Here is a 17,268-nt window from a genome sequence, read left to right on the forward strand (position 1 = left end):
TGGAATAATGCATGAGGTGAAGAACTTCGACTCGCTTTTTGCTGAACTGACTGAACGCGCTACCACCCGGCCTGAGGGCTCTGCCACAGTTGCCGCCCTGGACGCAGGTGTGCATACCATCGGCAAGAAGATCATCGAGGAGGCCGGCGAGGTGTGGATCGCCGCGGAATACCAGACGGATGAGGAATTGGCTGAGGAAATGTCCCAGCTCATCTACTGGACCCAGGTCATGATGGTCTCCCGTGGGCTGACCCCCGAAGACATCTACAAGAACCTCTAGGAGCGCACCCCATGATCAAGATTGCTGTTCCCAATAAGGGCTCTCTTTCTGAGGCTGCCATGGAGATCCTCTCGGAGGCCGGATATGCCAGCCGGGGGGACTCCAAGGAGCTCAATGTCTTCGATAAGAAGAATGATGTTGAGTTCTTTTTTCTGCGCCCCAAGGATATCGCCATCTACGTCGCCAGCGGTCAGCTGGATCTGGGTATCACCGGCCGTGACCTGGCGGCGGATTCCCGGGCCGAGGTGGATGAGGTCCTGACACTGGGTTTCGGTGGCTCGACCTTCCGTTATGCGGCGCCGATGGACCAGTCCTGGACCGTGGAAAAGCTCCAGGGCAAGCGGGTCGCCACGTCTTACCCGAACCTGGTTCGTGATGATCTGGCGTCCCGTGGTGTGGAGGCGACCGTCATCCGGCTTGATGGTGCCGTGGAGATCTCCATCCGGCTGGGGGTGGCTGATGCCATCGCCGATGTCGTCTCCACCGGCCGGACCCTGCGCAAGCAGGGGCTGACCCCCTTTGGTCCGGTCATCTGTGACTCGGAGGCCGTGGTCATCGGGCGTCGGGGCATCAAGGTGTCCTCCGAGCAGTCCCGGCTGCTGCGCCGCATCGAGGGCATCCTGCACGCTCAGAACTATCTGATGCTCGACTACAACATCAACCGCGAGAACCTTGAGGCTGCCTCAGCGATCACCCCGGGGCTGAAGGGGCCCACGGTCTCCCCGCTGGCGCTGGCGGACTGGGTCGCCGTGCGCGCCATGGTGCACAAGTCCGATGCCAATAATGTGATGGATCAGTTGGCGGATCTCGGTGGGCAGGCCATTCTGGCCTCCGAGCTGCGGATCGCCCGCATCTGACCAACGCTGTCTTGAGCACGCTACCCATCCTCGGGCGGATCTCCCCGAGGGTGGGTTTTTCGCATCCCTGAGTCCCCGCGGCGTCGATAAGCACACTCCGGGGGAGCTGTGGACCTGACATGACACGCCCGCAAGGGTTTTGAACGCGAAGTACCCACCGCGCCTGAGGGTTGTGGTTACCATTGGGCGGCAGTGCGTGAGAGAACTAACATTTTCCAGTGAAAGGTTTCGTCACCATGCCCACCAGGAAGCAGCGAAGCGATGTAAACAGCGCACCGAATTCGGCTGTGGAGAAGCCTTCAACCCACCCTCAAGAAGCACAGAAGACCGGAGCAGAAGATACCGTGAGCACCCAGTCCACCGAAGCCCAGGACCTCCCCGCCAAGGATGCCGCTGCCGGAAAGGTCGCGGCAGCGGCTACCGCTGCTCGTGACAGTGATAATGCGAAGGCCGAGCGGCCGGTGTCGAAGGCACCTGCGGCCCGGGCCGGTTTCCGGATCGAGGAAGACCTGCTGGGCACCATGGAGGTCCCGGAGGATGCCTACTACGGGATCCACACCATGCGTGCGGTGGATAACTTCCAGATCTCGCGCACCACCATCAACCACGTCCCGGAGTTCATCCAGGGCATGGTCCAGGTGAAAAAGGCTGCGGCGATGGCCAACCGCCGGCTGCACACCCTGCCCAAGGTGAAGGCGGAGGCGATTGTCTGGGCCTGCGACCAGATCCTCGAGCAGGGTCGCTGCATGGACCAGTTCCCGATCGACGTCTTCCAGGGTGGTGCCGGCACCAGCCTGAACATGAACACCAACGAAGTGGTGGCGAACCTGGCGCTGGAGCACCTGGGGGAGAAGAAGGGCAGCTACGACATCATCAACCCCAATGATGACGTCAACATGAGTCAGTCCACCAATGATGCCTATCCCACGGGATTTCGCCTAGGTGTCTTCGCCGCCATGTCCAAGCTGATCGTCCAGATGGATCTGCTGCAGTCCTCCTTCCAGGAGAAGGGCAAGGAGTTCATCGACATCCTCAAGATGGGACGCACCCAACTCCAGGATGCGGTGCCGATGACCCTCGGCGATGAGTTTGAGGCCTGGGCGCACAACCTGGCCGAGGAACAGGCCGTGCTGCGCCACGCCGCGGACCGGCTCCTGGAGGTCAACCTCGGTGCCACCGCCATCGGCACGGGGGTGAACACCCCGGCCGGCTACCGCCACCAGGTCACCGCTTCACTTTCCGAGGCCACCGGCCTGGACATCAAGTCCTCCCGGGATCTGATCGAAGCCACCTCCGATACCGGCGCCTACGTACTGGCACACTCGGCGGTCAAGCGTGCCGCGATGAAGCTCTCGAAGATCTGTAATGATCTGCGTCTGCTCTCCTCCGGCCCGCGTGCGGGTTTCAACGAGATCAACCTGCCTCCGCGTCAGGCCGGTTCCTCGATTATGCCGGCCAAGGTCAACCCGGTGATCCCGGAGGTGGTCAACCAGGTCTGCTTCAAGGTCTTCGGCAATGACATGACCATCACCATGGCCGCGGAAGCCGGTCAGCTCCAGCTCAATGTGATGGAACCGGTCATCGGTGAGTGCATGTTCCAGTCCATCCGCATGCTGGGCAATGCCGCCGACACCCTGCGCACCAAGTGTATTGACGGCATCACCGCCAACCCCGAGGTCTGCCAGGCCTATGTGGACAATTCCATTGGCATCATCACCTACCTCAACCCCTTCATCGGCCACCACAATGGCGATCTGATCGGTAAGGAGGCCGCCATGACCGGCCGGTCGGTGCGAGCGCTGGTACTGGAGAAGGAGCTGATGGATGAGGCGACCCTGGATCAGGTGCTCTCCAAGGAGAACCTGATGCACCCGACCTTCCGGGGCAAGCTCTACCTGGACTTCTAGGATCTTTTCGGGTGGCGCGGTGCTTATCGACGCCGCGCCCGGGGCCCGGTGGCCTCGACACGCCCGCCTAGCCCAGCAGCACCAGGACAATGGCGCTGATCCCGAACAACACCAGCGCACCTGACATCAGCAGCACCCCGCCGAGATTCGCCGGGGCCTGCTCCGCAACAATGCTGTGCACCAGCCGGCGGTAGCGGCGGTCCTGGGTCAGCGCCACCGTCAATGAGACGGCGAGCAGACCCAGGACCAGTAGGAGCACCATCGGCCCCAACACCCACGCCCAGCGCAGTAACACCGCCGCGCACAGGGCATAGGCCAGCGCCGTACGTGTCCACGCCATATCCGTCCGCTCCGGCTGCAGTCCGGGATCCTGGTGTTGAAGCCGACTCTCACGCCGGATCGGCTGTGGGCGATCGCTCATGCCAGGAACACCCAGATGGCGAGGACACTGGCCATGACCGCAGAACCAGCCAACACCGGGATGATCGCCGGGGCGGGGAGCGGGCGCTGATGCCGCATGGCACGTTCGATCCGCAACCAACGGAAAGCCGCACCCAAGGCGATGAGCACCCCGACTGCGATCAGGAAGACCGCCAGGCCGGTGCGAAATAACTCCGGGACGTGCTCGACCGGGAACGCCGCCAGCGCCACCCCGCCAGCCATGAACGCCAGGGCGGTCCGGATCCAGGCGAGGAAGGTCCGCTCATTGGCGAGCGTGAACCGGGGGTCAGGTTCCTCCCCACCAGGCAATAACTGCTGCGCCCACCATGATCGCTGATCGGGTTTTTCACTCACGTTCCCCGATGATAGTCCGCGTGGCATCGCTAAGCTGAGAGACATGAGCGAAAATATCACCACAACCCTGGACCACACTAAATCCTTGGAGCAGGACCCGAGCAATCCGCGCAGCGACGTCGAGATCGCCCAGGCCCACCGCCTGGAACCGATCGCCGACATCGCGAGGCGGGCCGGGATCCCCGAAGACGCCGTGATTTCCTACGGCACCACCAAAGCGAAGATCGACCTGAGCAAACTGGAGCAGCGGAAACTCGGCAAGCTGGTGCTGATCACCGGCATCTCACCGACCCCAGCGGGGGAAGGCAAGTCCACCACCTTGATCGGTTTGGCTGATGCGCTGCGCCTGGCGGGCAAGAACTCCATCGCCGCCATCCGGGAACCCTCCCAGGGACCGGTCATGGGGATGAAGGGCGGAGCCGCCGGCGGTGGCTACTCCCAGATCGTGCCGATGGAGGACATCAACCTGCACTTCACCGGTGACTTCCACGCCATCACCTCCGCCACCAACACCCTGGCCGCCGCGATCGACAACCACATCCACCAGGGCAACCAGCTGAACATCGACCCCCGCCGGGTGACCTGGCAGCGCTGCATGGACGTCAACGACCGCTCGCTGCGTGGGGTGGTCACCGGTCTGGGTGGCCCGGGAAACGGGGTGCCCCGGGAATCCGGCTTCACCATCACCGCGGCCTCGGAGATCATGGCGATCCTGGGACTGGCCACCGACCTGGGTGACCTCAAGGAACGCATCGCAGCGATCACCATCGGCGAGACCTATGACCGCCAGCCGGTCACCGTCGGTGACCTCGGCGTCGCCGGTGCGCTGACCGCCCTGATGAAGGAGGCGATTAACCCGAACCTGGTGCAGACCCTGGGGGGTACCCCGACCTTCGTCCACGGCGGCCCCTTCGCCAATATCGCGCATGGCTGCAACACCCTGATGGCCACCCGCACCGCGCTGGAGTACGGCGATATCGTGGTCACCGAGGCGGGCTTCGGCTCTGACCTGGGAGCGGAGAAGTTCTTCGACATCAAGGCCCGCGCCGGGGAGCTCAATGTCGACGGTGCCGTCATCGTGGCCACCATCCGCTCGTTGAAGTACAACGGCGGCGTGCCCCGCGAGGATCTCAACGAGGAGAATGTCGCGGCGCTGCGCCAGGGTGTGGTCAACCTGGAGCGCCACGTGGCGAACATCCGCAAATTCGGCGTGGAGCCGGTGGTCGCACTGAACCTGTTCATCTCTGATTCGGCGGCCGAGCGGGATTGGATGAAGCAGTGGGCCCGGGACTTCGGGGTGGCTCTGGCGGAGGCTGAGGTCTGGGCCAAGGGCGGTGCCGGGGCTGCTGAGCTGGCGGAAAAGTTGCTCGCCAACCTTGAGGGTGACTCGAAGCAGCTCTATGATCCGGCCGAGGGCGTAGAGGCCTCCATCCGCACCATCGCGCAGGAGATCTACCGCGCTGAGGGTGTTGAGTTCTCTCCGAAGGCGCTGAAAGACCTGGCCACCATCAAGACCAATGGTTGGGACCAGCTGCCGGTGTGCATCTCCAAGACCCAGTACTCCTTCAGCGATGACCCCACAGTCCTCGGCGCCGCCACCGGCCATACCCTCCACGTGCGTGAGCTGCTGCCGCGCACCGGCGCGGGCTTCATTGTCGCGCTGACCGGTGAGGTGATGACGATGCCCGGCCTTCCGAAGAAGCCAGCCGCGCTGAGCATCGACATCGACGAGCAGTCCCAGATCTCGGGACTGTTCTAGAACGGGGACCAGCGGGCGACACCTGGTGCGGGACCATCGCCAGATAGTTCTGCGGCTGGTGGAGCGCGGCCAATGCAGCTGACCGGCCATCGTAGGATGATCAGGGCGTCTGCGATGCCCTGGCATGCATCCGGCTGAGGCTCCCTCCCTCATGTGGTTCCGGGACGATCTGCGGATCGTCCAGAACGAAGCACTTGCCGCTGCGGCCTCCCACGGCCCGGTGATCGCGGTGTACATCATGGAGGATGTCAACACGTCAAAGGTGCGGGCGATGGGTAGAGCAGCACAGTGGTGGCTGCACCACAGTCTGAACAGTCTGATTGACCGGCTCACTGATCACGATATCCCGATGATCATTATCAGTGGTGATCCCAGGGATCTGATTCCCAGGATCGCAGCCAGAATCGATGCCGCCTACGTCTGCTGGAGTCGCCGCTACCATCAACCGCATCAGGAACTAGATGCGGCGGTTAAAGAGCTGCTTCGCACCGCACAAGTGTCGGCGCATAGCTTTCCTGGCCAGCTACTGGCAGAACCATGGACGATTGCCACCGGCCAGGGCGGGGCCTAGAAGATTTTCACCCCATTTTCCAAGAAATTGAGAACGGCGGTTGAGGACAACCTGGAGGAATCACCCGTGAACCTGACTCCGACTCCGGAAGCTCTGCGCGGCCCGGGCGCAGTCCCGGAGTTGAGCCGTGCGGAACTCGAGGACCTGGCGTTGCTGCCTACCCATCCTTCGCGCCGGGAGCCGGATTGGACCAAGGGACTTGCAGCGGCGTGGGTCCCCGGGGAGGAAGGCGCGTGGCAGCGGCTCGAAGCCTTCTGTCACACGATGGTGCCGGGTAGCGGGCCGGGTTATTCTGAAGGACGTGACCTTCCCAGCTTATCGGTAACCAGTCGATTTTCACCTCACCTGCGTTTCGGGGAGATAAGTCCCCGGACGGTGTGGGCGAAGTCCGCTTCCGCTGGTAGTCGTTCTGATTTCTCGGTTTTTCACAGTGAACTCATGTGGCGGGATTTCGCCTGGCATCGCCTCTATCATCGACCAGATCTGGCTACCGCCAATGTACGGCCGGAGTTCGATCGATTTGCCTGGTCCTGGGATCCCCAGGAATTCACGGAGACCACTGCAGGGGGAAGGGACGGCCGCCGTAGTGCCCAGTTGCACGGTCCCGGCGGAGGGAGACGTGACCCCCTGAACTCCCCGGATTTTCGGGAGGAGCTCAGCGACTGGCGTTCCGGAACCACGGGGATCCCCCTGGTTGACGCAGGAATGCGTGAATTGTGGCACACCGGTCATATGCATAATCGGGTTCGGATGGTGGTGGCTTCCTTCCTGACCAAGAATCTCGGCATACATTGGCACCACGGGGAAGAATGGTTCTGGGACACCCTGGTTGATGCGGATGCGGCCAGCAATCCCTTCAACTGGCAGTGGGCAGCTGGCTGCGGAGATGACGCTTCCCCGTATTTCCGCATCTTCAACCCGGAGACCCAGGCACGGCGTTTCGATCCGGACAACACCTATACCACTGGCTGGATTCCGGAACTCAGTAGTCCGCACTATCCTGACCCAGTGGTTGATCTGCGGGAGAGCCGGATCCGGGCGTTGGCAGCCTATGAAGACATCAGGCGTTGATCACTGGGAGGTGGCATCAGGGTCGGAGGGCCCGACGGAGCTCTCAGCGGTGGTCAGGAATGCCCGGACACACTGAATTCCAGGGTTCTCCAACTTTATTTCCGCTCAGCCCACATGGTACGACCGAAGCGTGTTTAGCTTGGGAGCATGGCAACCTCAATTCCCGCGACCCTGAGCTACACCGCCCGCCACGGTGAGCGAACCGTGCTTGTTACCGGGGCCTCCGGCTATGTCGGTGGTCGATTGATCACTGAGCTGCTCGCCGCCGGTTTCACGGTGCGGGCGTCCTCCCGAAATGCGGAAAGCCTCCAACGCTTCGATTGGAGCGAGGAGGTGGAGATCGTCCAGGCGGATCTCACTGATCCGGCTGATGTCGCCCGCATCATGGAGGGTGCAGACGTGGTGTTCTACCTGGTGCATTCCATGGGGGAGAAGGGGCAGGATTTCGAGAAGATCGAGGAACAGACGGCCCAGACTGTCGCCCGAGCCGCCGATGATGCCGGCGTCAGTCAGATGGTGTATCTCTCCGGGCTCCATCCGCGGACGAAGAAGCTGGAGGAGTTGTCCAAACATATGCGTTCCCGGGAGCGGGTGGCACGTGTCCTGCTGGGGGCGGCGACTCCCGCACTGGTGTTTCGGGCGGCAACGTTGATTGGTTCCGGTTCGGCATCCTTCGAAATCATCCGGCATCTCACTGAACGTCTGCCGGTGATGGTGGCACCAAGGTGGATCAGCAATGACATTGAACCGCTGGCTATCCGGGATGCGTTGTACTATCTGGTTGCCGCGGCGGATCTCGCGGTCCAGGTGAACCAGGAAAGTGACATCGGGTGCGGGCGGTCCTACAAGTTCGCTGATCTTCTCAAGATCTACGGCCGGGAGAATGGTCTCCGTCGTCGGATCTTTGCTGTCCCGTTGCCCCTGCCCATGGACCGGCTCTCGGGCGGGTGGATCGGTCTGGTCACGCCGGTGCCCGCACGGTTGGCGGTTCCGCTGGCTCAATCGATGGCGGAGGATGCCGTTACCGAGGAACACGACATCGCCCGGATCATCCCTGATCCGCCGGGTGGGCTGATCGACTACGCCACGGCAGTCAAGCTGGCGGCCAAGGCTGAGCGGGGCCGGGGAGTGCCGACGTCATGGGATCGGAGCTGGGCCAGGGTTGTCGACGCCGCAGACAGTCTGCCCACCGACCCGGAGTGGTCGGGGAGGTCGGTATATGAAGATGCCCGCTCAGCCGACTGTGATCTTCCCGCTGGAGAGGTGTGGAAGGTCATCGAGGGGATCGGCGGGGCCAATGGGTGGTACTCGGTCCCGGTACTGTGGCGGATCCGGGGAATCATCGACCGGTTGATCGGTGGGCCGGGCCTCGGTGGTCGACGCGACCCCCAGCACCTGGCGTTAGGGGACCGGGTGGACTGGTGGCGGGTCGCTGAGCTGGACCCACCCCGCCGCCTGGTGTTGGCAGCTGAAATGAAGATAGACGGCAAGGCTTGGCTGGTCATGGAGGTCGAAGAGCAGGCGGAAGGCTGCACCTATACTCAACGGGCACTGTATGCCCCGACCGGTCTTCCTGGTCGGCTGTACTGGTGGTCCGTCGCCCCCTTTCATTTCTTCATCTTCCCGATCATGCTGCGCACCATCCTCAAGACGGCTGAGCGCGGTAGCAGCTGAGCTAGGTGATCGTTGGCCAGGTTCTTTGGGGTGGCATCAGCTCATGATCGGTTGGATCAGGGAGTTGCGGGAACGTCTGAGCACCTTTCCGGAGATTCTCTGGGTTTCGAGGTGAGATCCGGCTCGTTTCCTGCTGCTGTTATGTCCGCTACGCACTTTCTTGCATCTAAATTTTATTATCTTCTAGGTTACATTCGCATGTATGTGTATATTCAAAAATTGGAAAACAAATTCCTAAGTGAAAGGCCGTCATGCGCCGTCTCCTGACTTCCCTGATCCCCTTGACCATTGCCGCCGCTTTACTGGTGCCCACCGCCAGCGCGCAGGACATCTTCAACGGCGGTCGTCTCGGCGGTGGCTCCTCACAGGTGCTCCCGTCTGCCTCCTCCACCGCCGCCAATCCGCTACCCGAGACAGCGGGACCGGTGGACCTTGAGCGCTATGCAGGTAAGTGGTATCAAGTTGCGGCACTCCCGCAGCCATACTCCCTCCAGTGCGCGCGGGATACCACTGCGGAGTATGCCGTGATCGATGACTCCATGATCTCCGTCCGCAATTCCTGCGGCACCCTGGTGGGTCCGGATTCAGTCATTGAGGGAACGGCAACCCTGCGTTCGGAGGCCTCATTGCGGGTGAACTTCCCTGACGTGCCCTTCCAAGATCCGAACGGCCCCGTCAACTACCGGGTGACCTACCTGGCGGATGACTATTCCCTGGCGATCGTCGGTGACCCGGGCCGCAACTCCGGCTTTGTACTCTCCCGCACCCCGGACCTGAGCCCCGCACAATGGTCCCAGGTACGTACCACCGTGGAATCCCGTGGTTGGTGGTCCTGCGCATTCCTGACGGTGCCGATGACCGGTGGCCGCGGCGATGTCGCACCCCTCTGCACCCAGTAGTGGATCTGCGCAGACCCCCGGTTCCCGTTCCGCTCTCACCACAGAGGAAGTCCCATGATGCAACCAGCAGGTCTCGATGAGCGACCATCGGTGAGTCTCGTGATCCCGTGCCTCAATGACGCGCAGCTCCTGAAACGCTGTTTGGCCAGCTTTGGGAATCAGAGGATACGCCCGGACGAGATCATCGTGGTGGACAATGGTTCCACCGATGATTCCGCTCAGGTGGCCCGGGAGGCGGGTGCTCAGGTGGTCGTGGAAGCCCGGCGCGGAATCACCTGGGCGACGCTCACCGGTTTCGATGCCGCCGACGGGGACATCCTGCTGCGGGTCGATGCAGATGCGGAGGCGGCCCCCGATTTCATCGCCAGACTGCATCGGGCATGGAAAGCCGCTGAGCAATCCCCCGGACGAAGGGTGATCGGGGTGACCGGTTCTGCCCGCTTTGAACTCCCAGGTGCTCTGGGCAGGATCTTAAGCTCTGTCTACCTCGGGGCCTATCTCTCAAGTGTGGGGTCAGCGTTGGGACACTATCCCTTCTTCGGCACCAATTACTCAATCCGGGCTGACTGGTGGCGTGAGGTTCGCGATGGTGTCGACTTCAGTGATACCTACGTCCATGAGGACATGCATCTTTCCTTCGCGGTGCGTGACCATGAAACCGTATGGTTTCAATCTGATCTTCTGCTGACCATGGACAATCGCGCCCTGCACGACAGTCGTCAGCTGCTGGTGCGCTTCCTGCGGGGTGTTTACACCATTCGGTGCAATTGGCGCTCCCACCCACCACATCGGCGCTTAGCGCGACGCGGTCTCCTGGGTTCTCGGCTCAATGGGGTGGTGAAACCTTGAGCATGGACCTGGAGGAGCGTGTCGCCGACTCCATGAGGTTGTTGAAGGAATTTCTGGATCACGGCCGGCGTCTGGTGCCCACCGATGCACGATTGTTGACAATGGCCTATGACGGAGTGTCCACCTTCTCCCTGGGGGGAAAACACCTCCGCTCTCGGCTGGTTCATGTCTCCGCCGGCGAGGTGGACCAGGACGGCCTGTATGCGGCAACAGTTTTCGGCGCGTGCGTGGATCTGCTGCACGGCGCATTCCTGATCCACGATGACATCATTGACCGGGATGACCTCCGCCGCGGACTGCCGACCATTCATGCCGCGGTGCGTGATGAATTCGGTGATAGCCACCTGGGAGACTCCATCGCGATCGTGGCGGGGGATCTGGGTATCAACGGAGCGTTGCAGCTGCTACTGAATTCCGAACTCGAGGATGACCTGGTGCGCCGCGGCATGAAACTCCTCGCCGCGGCAGCCCAGGAAACCATCACCGGTGAGATCCTCGATGTCGCGCATCAAGCCGATCCTCATCCCGAGGTGGAGCAGGTTCGGTTGAGCAACCAGCTCAAAACAAGCGAATACAGTTTTGGCACCCCCCTGAAACTCGGAGCTCTGGCGGCGGGGCGGGACCCTGCGCCGATGAGTCCCATCGCCCAGGAACTGGGCTGTGCCTACCAGGCTGCCGATGACATCGCCGGCGCAGTGGGGGAGAGCACGATCACCGGAAAATCAGCAGCGGGAGACATCATCAGGGGTCGCGCCACCTTGATGACCATCCGGATGTCCGCTGGATTCCCGGTTACCCCCGATCAACTCGCCGAGATCATCAGGCTAGTCATTTCCGAAGGGGATGCCCATCTCGCCCGGGCTCGCCTCCTCATTGACGGCACCACTCAGGATCCCGGTGTCCGGGAAGGCTTACACCAGATCACCAACCACATCGAAGGAATGCTCCGTACACATGCCTGAACAGCCCACCGGATACCGTGGATCCCTCGGTACGTTTCTGAGCCGATATGACCAGATGGCGGTGCAAGCGGCGCATCAGGTGATTGTTCACTACTCCACCAGTTTCTCCCTGGCCACCCGCCTGTTGGGGAAACAGGTGCGCACTGACATCCGAAACCTCTATGCCATGGTGCGCATCGCCGATGAGATCGTCGACGGTACCGCCGCAGCAGCCAGGTTGACCCCTGCGGAAACGGCGAAAGCACTCGATGATTATGAACTCGCGGTCCTTGCCGCCCCAGAGAACCGTTTCCACGTCGATCCGGTCCTCCATGCCTATGCAATCAGCGCGCGACGGTGCGGATTCAACCCGGAACACGTCCGGTCCTTCTTCTCCTCCATGCGGCGTGATCTCAAGCAGTCCACCCACGACGAAGCCAGTTTCGATGATTATGTCTACGGCTCTGCCGAGGTGATAGGGCTCCTGTGCCTGGCGGCCTTCCTGGCTGACCACGTGGTCACCGCCGGGGAGCGGAAGCGGATGGAAAGCAGCGCCCGTTCCCTGGGGGCAGCCTTCCAGAAGATCAACTTCCTGCGCGACCTATCAGAGGATTCAGAAGCTCTGGGACGCTCCTACTTTCCCGTGCTTGCCCAACACTCGCTCAGTGATACCGATAAAGCCGAGCTGATCACGGATATCAGGAAAGATCTTTCCGATGCCCGCGGCGGCATCGCGCTGCTACCGGGCTCGGCGCGGGTGGGCGTTCTGGCCGCCACCGAACTCTTCGCTGACCTGACCGACAGATTAGATGCATTATCCGCGACCACAGTGAGTCACTCTCGGGTCAGCGTACCGCGACGGATCAAGGCCGTGATTCTGGTCAGGGCACTTGCGGCCGCGCCGGGTATGAACCGCCGGAAAGGCAATTAGATTATGAGCAGTGACAACCCCCGTACCGCCCTGGTGATTGGAGCCGGTGTCGCCGGATTGGCCACCGCAGCTCTCCTGGCCCGGGATGGAGTGAAGGTCACCGTCGTCGAACGCACCGACTCCATCGGTGGCCGCGCCGGCGACTTTGCCGTGGACGGTCACGATGGTTTCCGTTGGGACACCGGGCCGTCCTGGTATCTGATGCCTGATGCCTTCGATCATTTCTTTCGTCTAATGGGTACCACCACTGAGGAACAATTCGATCTGGTGGATCTCACGCCTGCCTACCGGCTGTTCCCCGAGGGGGAGGCGCCGTTGGATGTCCCCAGCGGTATCGATGCAGCCACCGACTTCTTCGAGTCCCTTGAATCCGGGGCGGGCCTGAAACTTCGCAGGTACCTCGACAGTGCGGGGGATACCTACCGGGTGGCGGTTGAGCGCTTCTTGTACAGCACCTTCGCCACTCCCGGTCCGCTGTTGCACCATGATGTCCGTCAACGGGTGGGGAAGCTGGCTAAACTGCTGACCCGGCCGTTGGCGGGCTTTGTCAATGAACAGTTCACTGACCACCGGTTGCGCCAGATACTGACCTACCCGGCGGTATTCCTGTCCTCTCGGCCGGAGACCACGCCAGCGATGTACCATCTGATGAGCCACACGGATCTGGTACAGGGGGTGCGTTATCCCGTCGGCGGTTTTAACGCGGTCATCCAGGCGATCCACCGTCTGGCGGTGTCGGAGGGCGTGAGTTTCCGGTTGAAAACCGATGTCACTGCTATCACCACCGAGAGAGACGGCCGAAAGAGCCGGGCTACCGGCGTGCGTGCGCTCGGGGAGGATGGTCAGCTCATGGAACTCTCTGCCGATATCGTGGTCTCTGGTGCGGATCTGCATCATACTGAAAACCACTTGTTGCCCGCATCACTTCGTAGTTACCCTGAAAAATACTTCGCCACCCGCGATCCCGGGTTAGGCACCGTTCTGCTCATGGCTGGGGTGCGGGGCCGGTTGCCACAGTTGCGTCACCATAACCTCCTGTTCAGTCGCGACTGGTCGCAGGATTTCTCGGTGGTCTTCGATGGGCCACACCCGGCGCGCCCGATGGATGCCTCCCGTTCGATTTATGTTTCAATGCCCTCGGCCACGGATCCGGATGTTGCGCCTGCCGAGCACGAAAACCTATTCATCCTCGTACCGGTCCCGGCATCCGAGCAGATCGGTCACGGGGATGCCTACCGCGGTACGGCGTCACCCTCGGTGACGTCGATTGCCGACGCCGCGATCGCTCAGATCGCTGACTGGGCAGGGGTCCCCGATCTGGCCGAACGGATTGTGGTGCGTAGAACGATGGGCCCAGCCGACTTTGCCGAACGGTTCAACGCCTGGCGAGGTGGCTCAATCGGTCCAGGTCACTCCTTGCGACAGTCAGCCTTCCTGCGTGGCCGCAACATCTCAGGCAAGGTCAATGGTCTCTACTATGCCGGTGCCACCACGGTTCCAGGTGTGGGTGTGCCCATGTGTCTGATCTCTGCGGAGAACGTGATTAAACGACTGCGTGGGGACACCACCCCAGGCCCGCTCCCGGAGCCGGGAGTTGAGCACTAATGGAAACCTTCCTGCCGTTCGCCTATCTGAGCATTCTCCTCATCACCATAACGTGCATGGCCCTGTGTGACTGGCGCTGGCGGCTGGCCTTTTTTCTTGATGCCCGCCGTGCCGCCATTCTCAGCGTATTGATGGTGGCTGCTTTTCTGGTCTGGGATGCGCTCGGGATCATCAGTGGATCATTCTTCCGTGGGGGCTCCGAATATATGACCGGAGTTGTCCTGGCACCCGAGATGCCGGTCGAAGAACCCCTCTTCCTGTTCTTTCTGACTTACCTCACCATCAACCTGACGTCCGGTGTCCGCATGCTGCTGAAGGCAGCTGACGAGGGGAAAGGCCAGACTGTATGACCTATCTGGTGATAAGCCTGCCATTTCTCATGCTCGCGCTAGTTCTCTGGGTGCTCCGGCGAAACAGCCTGCCCCGCCAGGTGGCGGTGACGGCGATTGTCGGCGCGGCCTTGCTCGTCCTGACCGCACTATTTGACAACCTCATGATCTGGGCAGAACTGGTCGGCTACGGGGACAGTCAGCGGCTCGGTGCGCAGGTCGGGTTGGTACCCATCGAAGACTTCTTCTATCCGATCTTCGTCGCCCTGATTGTTCCGGCTTTCTGGCCGGGCGGGAAGAAGCCCCACCAATGAGAATGTTCACCGGAATCCTCTCGGCGTCTCGCCCAGTCAGCTGGGTCAATACATCCTTTCCCTTCGGCCTGGCGTATCTGCTGGCTGGCGGAGGGCTGGACTGGTTGTTCTGGGTCGGGGTGTTCTTTTTCCTGATTCCCTACAACATCGCCATCTACGGCATCAACGATGTGTTCGACTATGAGTCCGATATCCGCAATCCACGCAAGGGTGGCATTGAAGGTGCGGTGTTACCCCGGGAAATGCATGGTCCGCTGCTGTGGGCCTCGGTGGTCACGACGGTCCCTTTTCTCATCGTGCTCTACACCGTGGGTACCTGGACCTCCGCGATCTGGTTGACCCTCGCCATGTTTGCGGTTGTGGCCTACTCCGCCCCGCCCCTGCGGTTCAAGGAACGCCCAATCCTTGACTCGGTGACATCCTCGGCGCACTTTACGATGCCCGCGATCATCGGTGCAGAAATCTTCGGTGGTGATGTCGACGCCCACTTCTGGTTCGCGGTGGGTGCGTTCTTCCTCTGGGGGATGGCCAGCCATGCCCTGGGTGCGGTACAGGATGTGAGAGCCGACCGGGCAGGCGGATTGAGCTCCATTGCCACGGTCGTGGGCGCTCGGCTCACCACCCGGCTGTCTGCCGCAGCCTATCTGGGGGCCGCTCTGCTGGTTTTTGCGATGCCATCCCCGGCCTGGGCCATCGGTATCGCGGGCCTGGGATATGTGGTGAATTCGCTGCGCTTCTGGACCATCACCGATGAAACCTGTGAGCGTGTCAACCGTGCCTGGCGGGTGTTCCTCGGGCTCAACTACTTCACCGGTGCGTTGGTCACCATAACGTTGGCCGCGACGCTGTGGGGTTAGGGGATCAGAGGCAAGAGATTCCGAATGATGAAATAACCTACATATTAAACCTAAGGTTAATATATCTGCTTTTTCAGAGTTAAGGCGTACTATTCCGGCTATGTCAGATGCCAGTGACCAAGGGACCCAGAACGCGATCTCCCAAAACTTGTACAATGTCGACTCCAGTGACCCCGACAGTGAACTGGTGGATCGTTCAAGTCTGTCCCCGGAAGAAGTCACCCATATCGGTGAACTGATGAAAGCACTGTTTCAACTCCGGGAGACAGAACGAGCAGTGGCCGCAGCCGCCGAAAAGTACATGAAGCTCAGCTCCCAGGACATGCGGGCACTGCATTACCTGATCGTGGCAAATAACCGGCAGGAAGTAGCGACCCCCGGGATGATCGCCGCACACCTGAATATTTCTCCGGCATCCACCACGAAACTTCTCAACCGGTTGGAACGTGATTCCCACATTGTGCGGAGGGTTCACCCGGTTGATCGCCGGGCCTTCGCCATCGATGTCACCCCGGAGACCAGGGCAACGGCCATGCAGACCATGGGTCGGCAGCAGTCAAAGCGGTTCCACGCCGCCGCCCGGCTCAGCCATGAGGAAAGGGAAGTGGTGATTCGTTTTCTGGCGGACATGACCCAGGAGATCTCCCTGGCCAATGCGGACTGGGCGGATGCTTCCCAGCAGGAAGGGTAGCTAACCCGCCCCAGGAACGCGGCGTCGATAAGCGCGCCGGGTTTACTTGTCCGCGGTCGAGCCCGGCCAGCCCGGGTACTCCGGCGGAGTGCCCTCAAATGCGGGGCACAGCTGCTGGAAGGAACACCAGTCACACAGCTTCGAGGTCTTCGGCCGGAAATCACCGGTCTTACCGTCACCCTCGATCTTGGACCAGAGATCCGCCAGATCCCGCTCGAAATACTCCAGCTCCTCCTTGGAGGGCGCCAGGTACATCGAATCCATCACCTTCAGGTACATCAGACGCAGCTGCGCGGGAATGGTCTGGTACAGCCGCCAGTAGACCAGGGCGTAGAACTTCATCTGGAAGGTCGCGGACTGACTGTAGCGCGGCAGCGGCTTCTTACCGGTCTTGTAGTCGACCACCCGCACCGCACCCGAGGGGGCGATATCGACCCGGTCGATGAAGCCTCGCACCGGCACCCCATTGGGCAGCACCGTATCCACATACATCTCCACCTTATGGGCATCAAAGCCCTGCGGGTTCTCCATCTCGAAATAACCACGCAGCAGCGTCCGGCAGTCCACCAGGAAATCATAGAGCTCCGCCTCCGGGACCAGCTCCACCAGCTCCGGGTCCTTGGCACACATCTGCTCCCAATGGGGCTTGAGACGCTTGACCGCCACCGGATACTCCCGCTCCGTCCGCGGCAGTTCATGCATCTCCTCCAACACGGCATGCACCAGATTGCCCTTGACCTGCGGCACCGTCTTCGGCTCCGGGAGCTTGTCAATGGAACGGAAACGATAGAGCAGCGGACACTGCTGATAGTCCGAGGCCCGGGAAGGAGACAACGCCAACGGACGGGCCTTCCGCGGCTTGTTCACAGGTTCAGGGGAGGGAATATCGGCGGCTTCAAAAAGATCGGTCATGATAGTTTCGACTTTAACCGATGAAG

General features: G+C 61.5%; 17 protein-coding genes and 1 pseudogene. 15 read left to right on the plus strand and 3 right to left on the minus strand.

The annotated features are described in order from the left end of the window. Window positions 1–4 precede the first annotated feature (4 nt). The 3 genes from ACTU46_RS03380 to aspA all read left to right on the plus strand — a co-directional run bounded on the left by ACTU46_RS03380 (window position 5) and on the right by aspA (window position 3,044). On the plus strand, window positions 5–280 hold the full coding sequence (locus ACTU46_RS03380) for a phosphoribosyl-ATP diphosphatase (protein WP_443379451.1): 276 nt from the start codon (window positions 5–7) through the stop codon (window positions 278–280). Window positions 281–291: 11 nt separating this feature from the next. Further along, window positions 292–1,137: an ATP phosphoribosyltransferase gene (gene hisG, locus ACTU46_RS03385; RefSeq protein ID WP_443378980.1), complete on the plus strand. Its 846-nt coding sequence runs from the start codon at window positions 292–294 to the stop codon at window positions 1,135–1,137. A 461-nt stretch (window positions 1,138–1,598) separates the two neighbouring features. Further along, the gene (aspA, locus tag ACTU46_RS03390) at window positions 1,599–3,044 is read left to right on the plus strand and encodes an aspartate ammonia-lyase (RefSeq protein WP_443379453.1); all 1,446 of its coding nucleotides are present in this window, start codon (window positions 1,599–1,601) and stop codon (window positions 3,042–3,044) included. Between the two features lie 67 nt (window positions 3,045–3,111). On the opposite strand, the gene ACTU46_RS03395 is transcribed toward aspA, so the two are convergent. Both ACTU46_RS03395 and ACTU46_RS03400 read right to left on the minus strand, forming a co-directional pair. Continuing rightward, a complete protein-coding gene (locus ACTU46_RS03395; protein ID WP_443378982.1) occupies window positions 3,112–3,465 on the minus strand; it encodes a DUF202 domain-containing protein in 354 nt (117 codons plus the stop codon). Further along, a complete protein-coding gene (locus ACTU46_RS03400; protein ID WP_443378985.1) occupies window positions 3,462–3,839 on the minus strand; it encodes a YidH family protein in 378 nt (125 codons plus the stop codon). The genes ACTU46_RS03395 and ACTU46_RS03400 overlap by 4 nt, the downstream gene beginning before the upstream one ends. Window positions 3,840–3,882: 43 nt before the next feature. Here ACTU46_RS03400 and ACTU46_RS03405 point away from each other — a divergent pair, with 43 nt between their 5' ends. The 12 genes and pseudogenes from ACTU46_RS03405 (at window position 3,883) to ACTU46_RS03460 (ending at window position 16,330) form a co-directional block, all read left to right on the plus strand. Further along, a complete protein-coding gene (locus ACTU46_RS03405; RefSeq protein WP_443378987.1) occupies window positions 3,883–5,598 on the plus strand; it encodes a formate--tetrahydrofolate ligase in 1,716 nt (571 codons plus the stop codon). A 124-nt stretch (window positions 5,599–5,722) separates the two neighbouring features. Then, window positions 5,723–7,240 (plus strand): annotated as a pseudogene (locus ACTU46_RS03410) (cryptochrome/photolyase family protein). 147 nt (window positions 7,241–7,387) lie between these two features. Then, window positions 7,388–8,914 (plus strand): SDR family oxidoreductase, encoded by a 1,527-nt coding sequence (locus ACTU46_RS03415; protein ID WP_443378989.1) that lies wholly within the window; start codon window positions 7,388–7,390, stop codon window positions 8,912–8,914. A 251-nt stretch (window positions 8,915–9,165) separates the two neighbouring features. Further along, window positions 9,166–9,813 carry a lipocalin family protein gene (locus tag ACTU46_RS03420; protein WP_443378992.1) on the plus strand — a complete coding sequence of 216 codons (648 nt, stop codon included), beginning with the start codon at window positions 9,166–9,168 and terminating at the stop codon, window positions 9,811–9,813. Window positions 9,814–9,867: 54 nt separating this feature from the next. Then, a complete protein-coding gene (locus ACTU46_RS03425; RefSeq protein WP_443378995.1) occupies window positions 9,868–10,662 on the plus strand; it encodes a glycosyltransferase family 2 protein in 795 nt (264 codons plus the stop codon). A gap of 2 nt (window positions 10,663–10,664) precedes the next feature. Continuing rightward, window positions 10,665–11,624 carry a polyprenyl synthetase family protein gene (locus ACTU46_RS03430; RefSeq protein WP_443379456.1) on the plus strand — a complete coding sequence of 320 codons (960 nt, stop codon included), beginning with the start codon at window positions 10,665–10,667 and terminating at the stop codon, window positions 11,622–11,624. Then, entirely contained in the window at window positions 11,617–12,534 is a 918-nt protein-coding gene (locus ACTU46_RS03435; RefSeq protein ID WP_443378998.1) for a phytoene/squalene synthase family protein, read from the plus strand. The genes ACTU46_RS03430 and ACTU46_RS03435 overlap by 8 nt, the downstream gene beginning before the upstream one ends. Window positions 12,535–12,537: 3 nt before the next feature. Next, the gene (gene crtI, locus ACTU46_RS03440; protein ID WP_443379001.1) at window positions 12,538–14,139 is read left to right on the plus strand and encodes a phytoene desaturase family protein; all 1,602 of its coding nucleotides are present in this window, start codon (window positions 12,538–12,540) and stop codon (window positions 14,137–14,139) included. Continuing rightward, window positions 14,139–14,489 carry a lycopene cyclase domain-containing protein gene (locus ACTU46_RS03445; protein ID WP_443379004.1) on the plus strand — a complete coding sequence of 117 codons (351 nt, stop codon included), beginning with the start codon at window positions 14,139–14,141 and terminating at the stop codon, window positions 14,487–14,489. Before crtI ends, ACTU46_RS03445 begins: the two co-directional genes overlap by 1 nt. Next, entirely contained in the window at window positions 14,486–14,782 is a 297-nt protein-coding gene (locus ACTU46_RS03450; protein ID WP_443379007.1) for a lycopene cyclase domain-containing protein, read from the plus strand. The genes ACTU46_RS03445 and ACTU46_RS03450 overlap by 4 nt, the downstream gene beginning before the upstream one ends. A 2-nt stretch (window positions 14,783–14,784) precedes the next feature. Further along, window positions 14,785–15,639 (plus strand): prenyltransferase, encoded by an 855-nt coding sequence (locus ACTU46_RS03455; protein ID WP_443379010.1) that lies wholly within the window; start codon window positions 14,785–14,787, stop codon window positions 15,637–15,639. 100 nt (window positions 15,640–15,739) lie between these two features. Continuing rightward, a complete protein-coding gene (locus ACTU46_RS03460; RefSeq protein ID WP_443379012.1) occupies window positions 15,740–16,330 on the plus strand; it encodes a MarR family winged helix-turn-helix transcriptional regulator in 591 nt (196 codons plus the stop codon). Window positions 16,331–16,372: 42 nt separating this feature from the next. On the opposite strand, the gene ACTU46_RS03465 is transcribed toward ACTU46_RS03460, so the two are convergent. Further along, the gene (locus tag ACTU46_RS03465; RefSeq protein ID WP_443379015.1) at window positions 16,373–17,242 is read right to left on the minus strand and encodes a RecB family exonuclease; all 870 of its coding nucleotides are present in this window, start codon (window positions 17,240–17,242) and stop codon (window positions 16,373–16,375) included. Window positions 17,243–17,268 lie beyond the last annotated feature (26 nt).

Source organism: Corynebacterium sp. A21, from assembly GCF_052266655.1.
In the GTDB taxonomy this organism is placed as follows: domain Bacteria; phylum Actinomycetota; class Actinomycetes; order Mycobacteriales; family Mycobacteriaceae; genus Corynebacterium.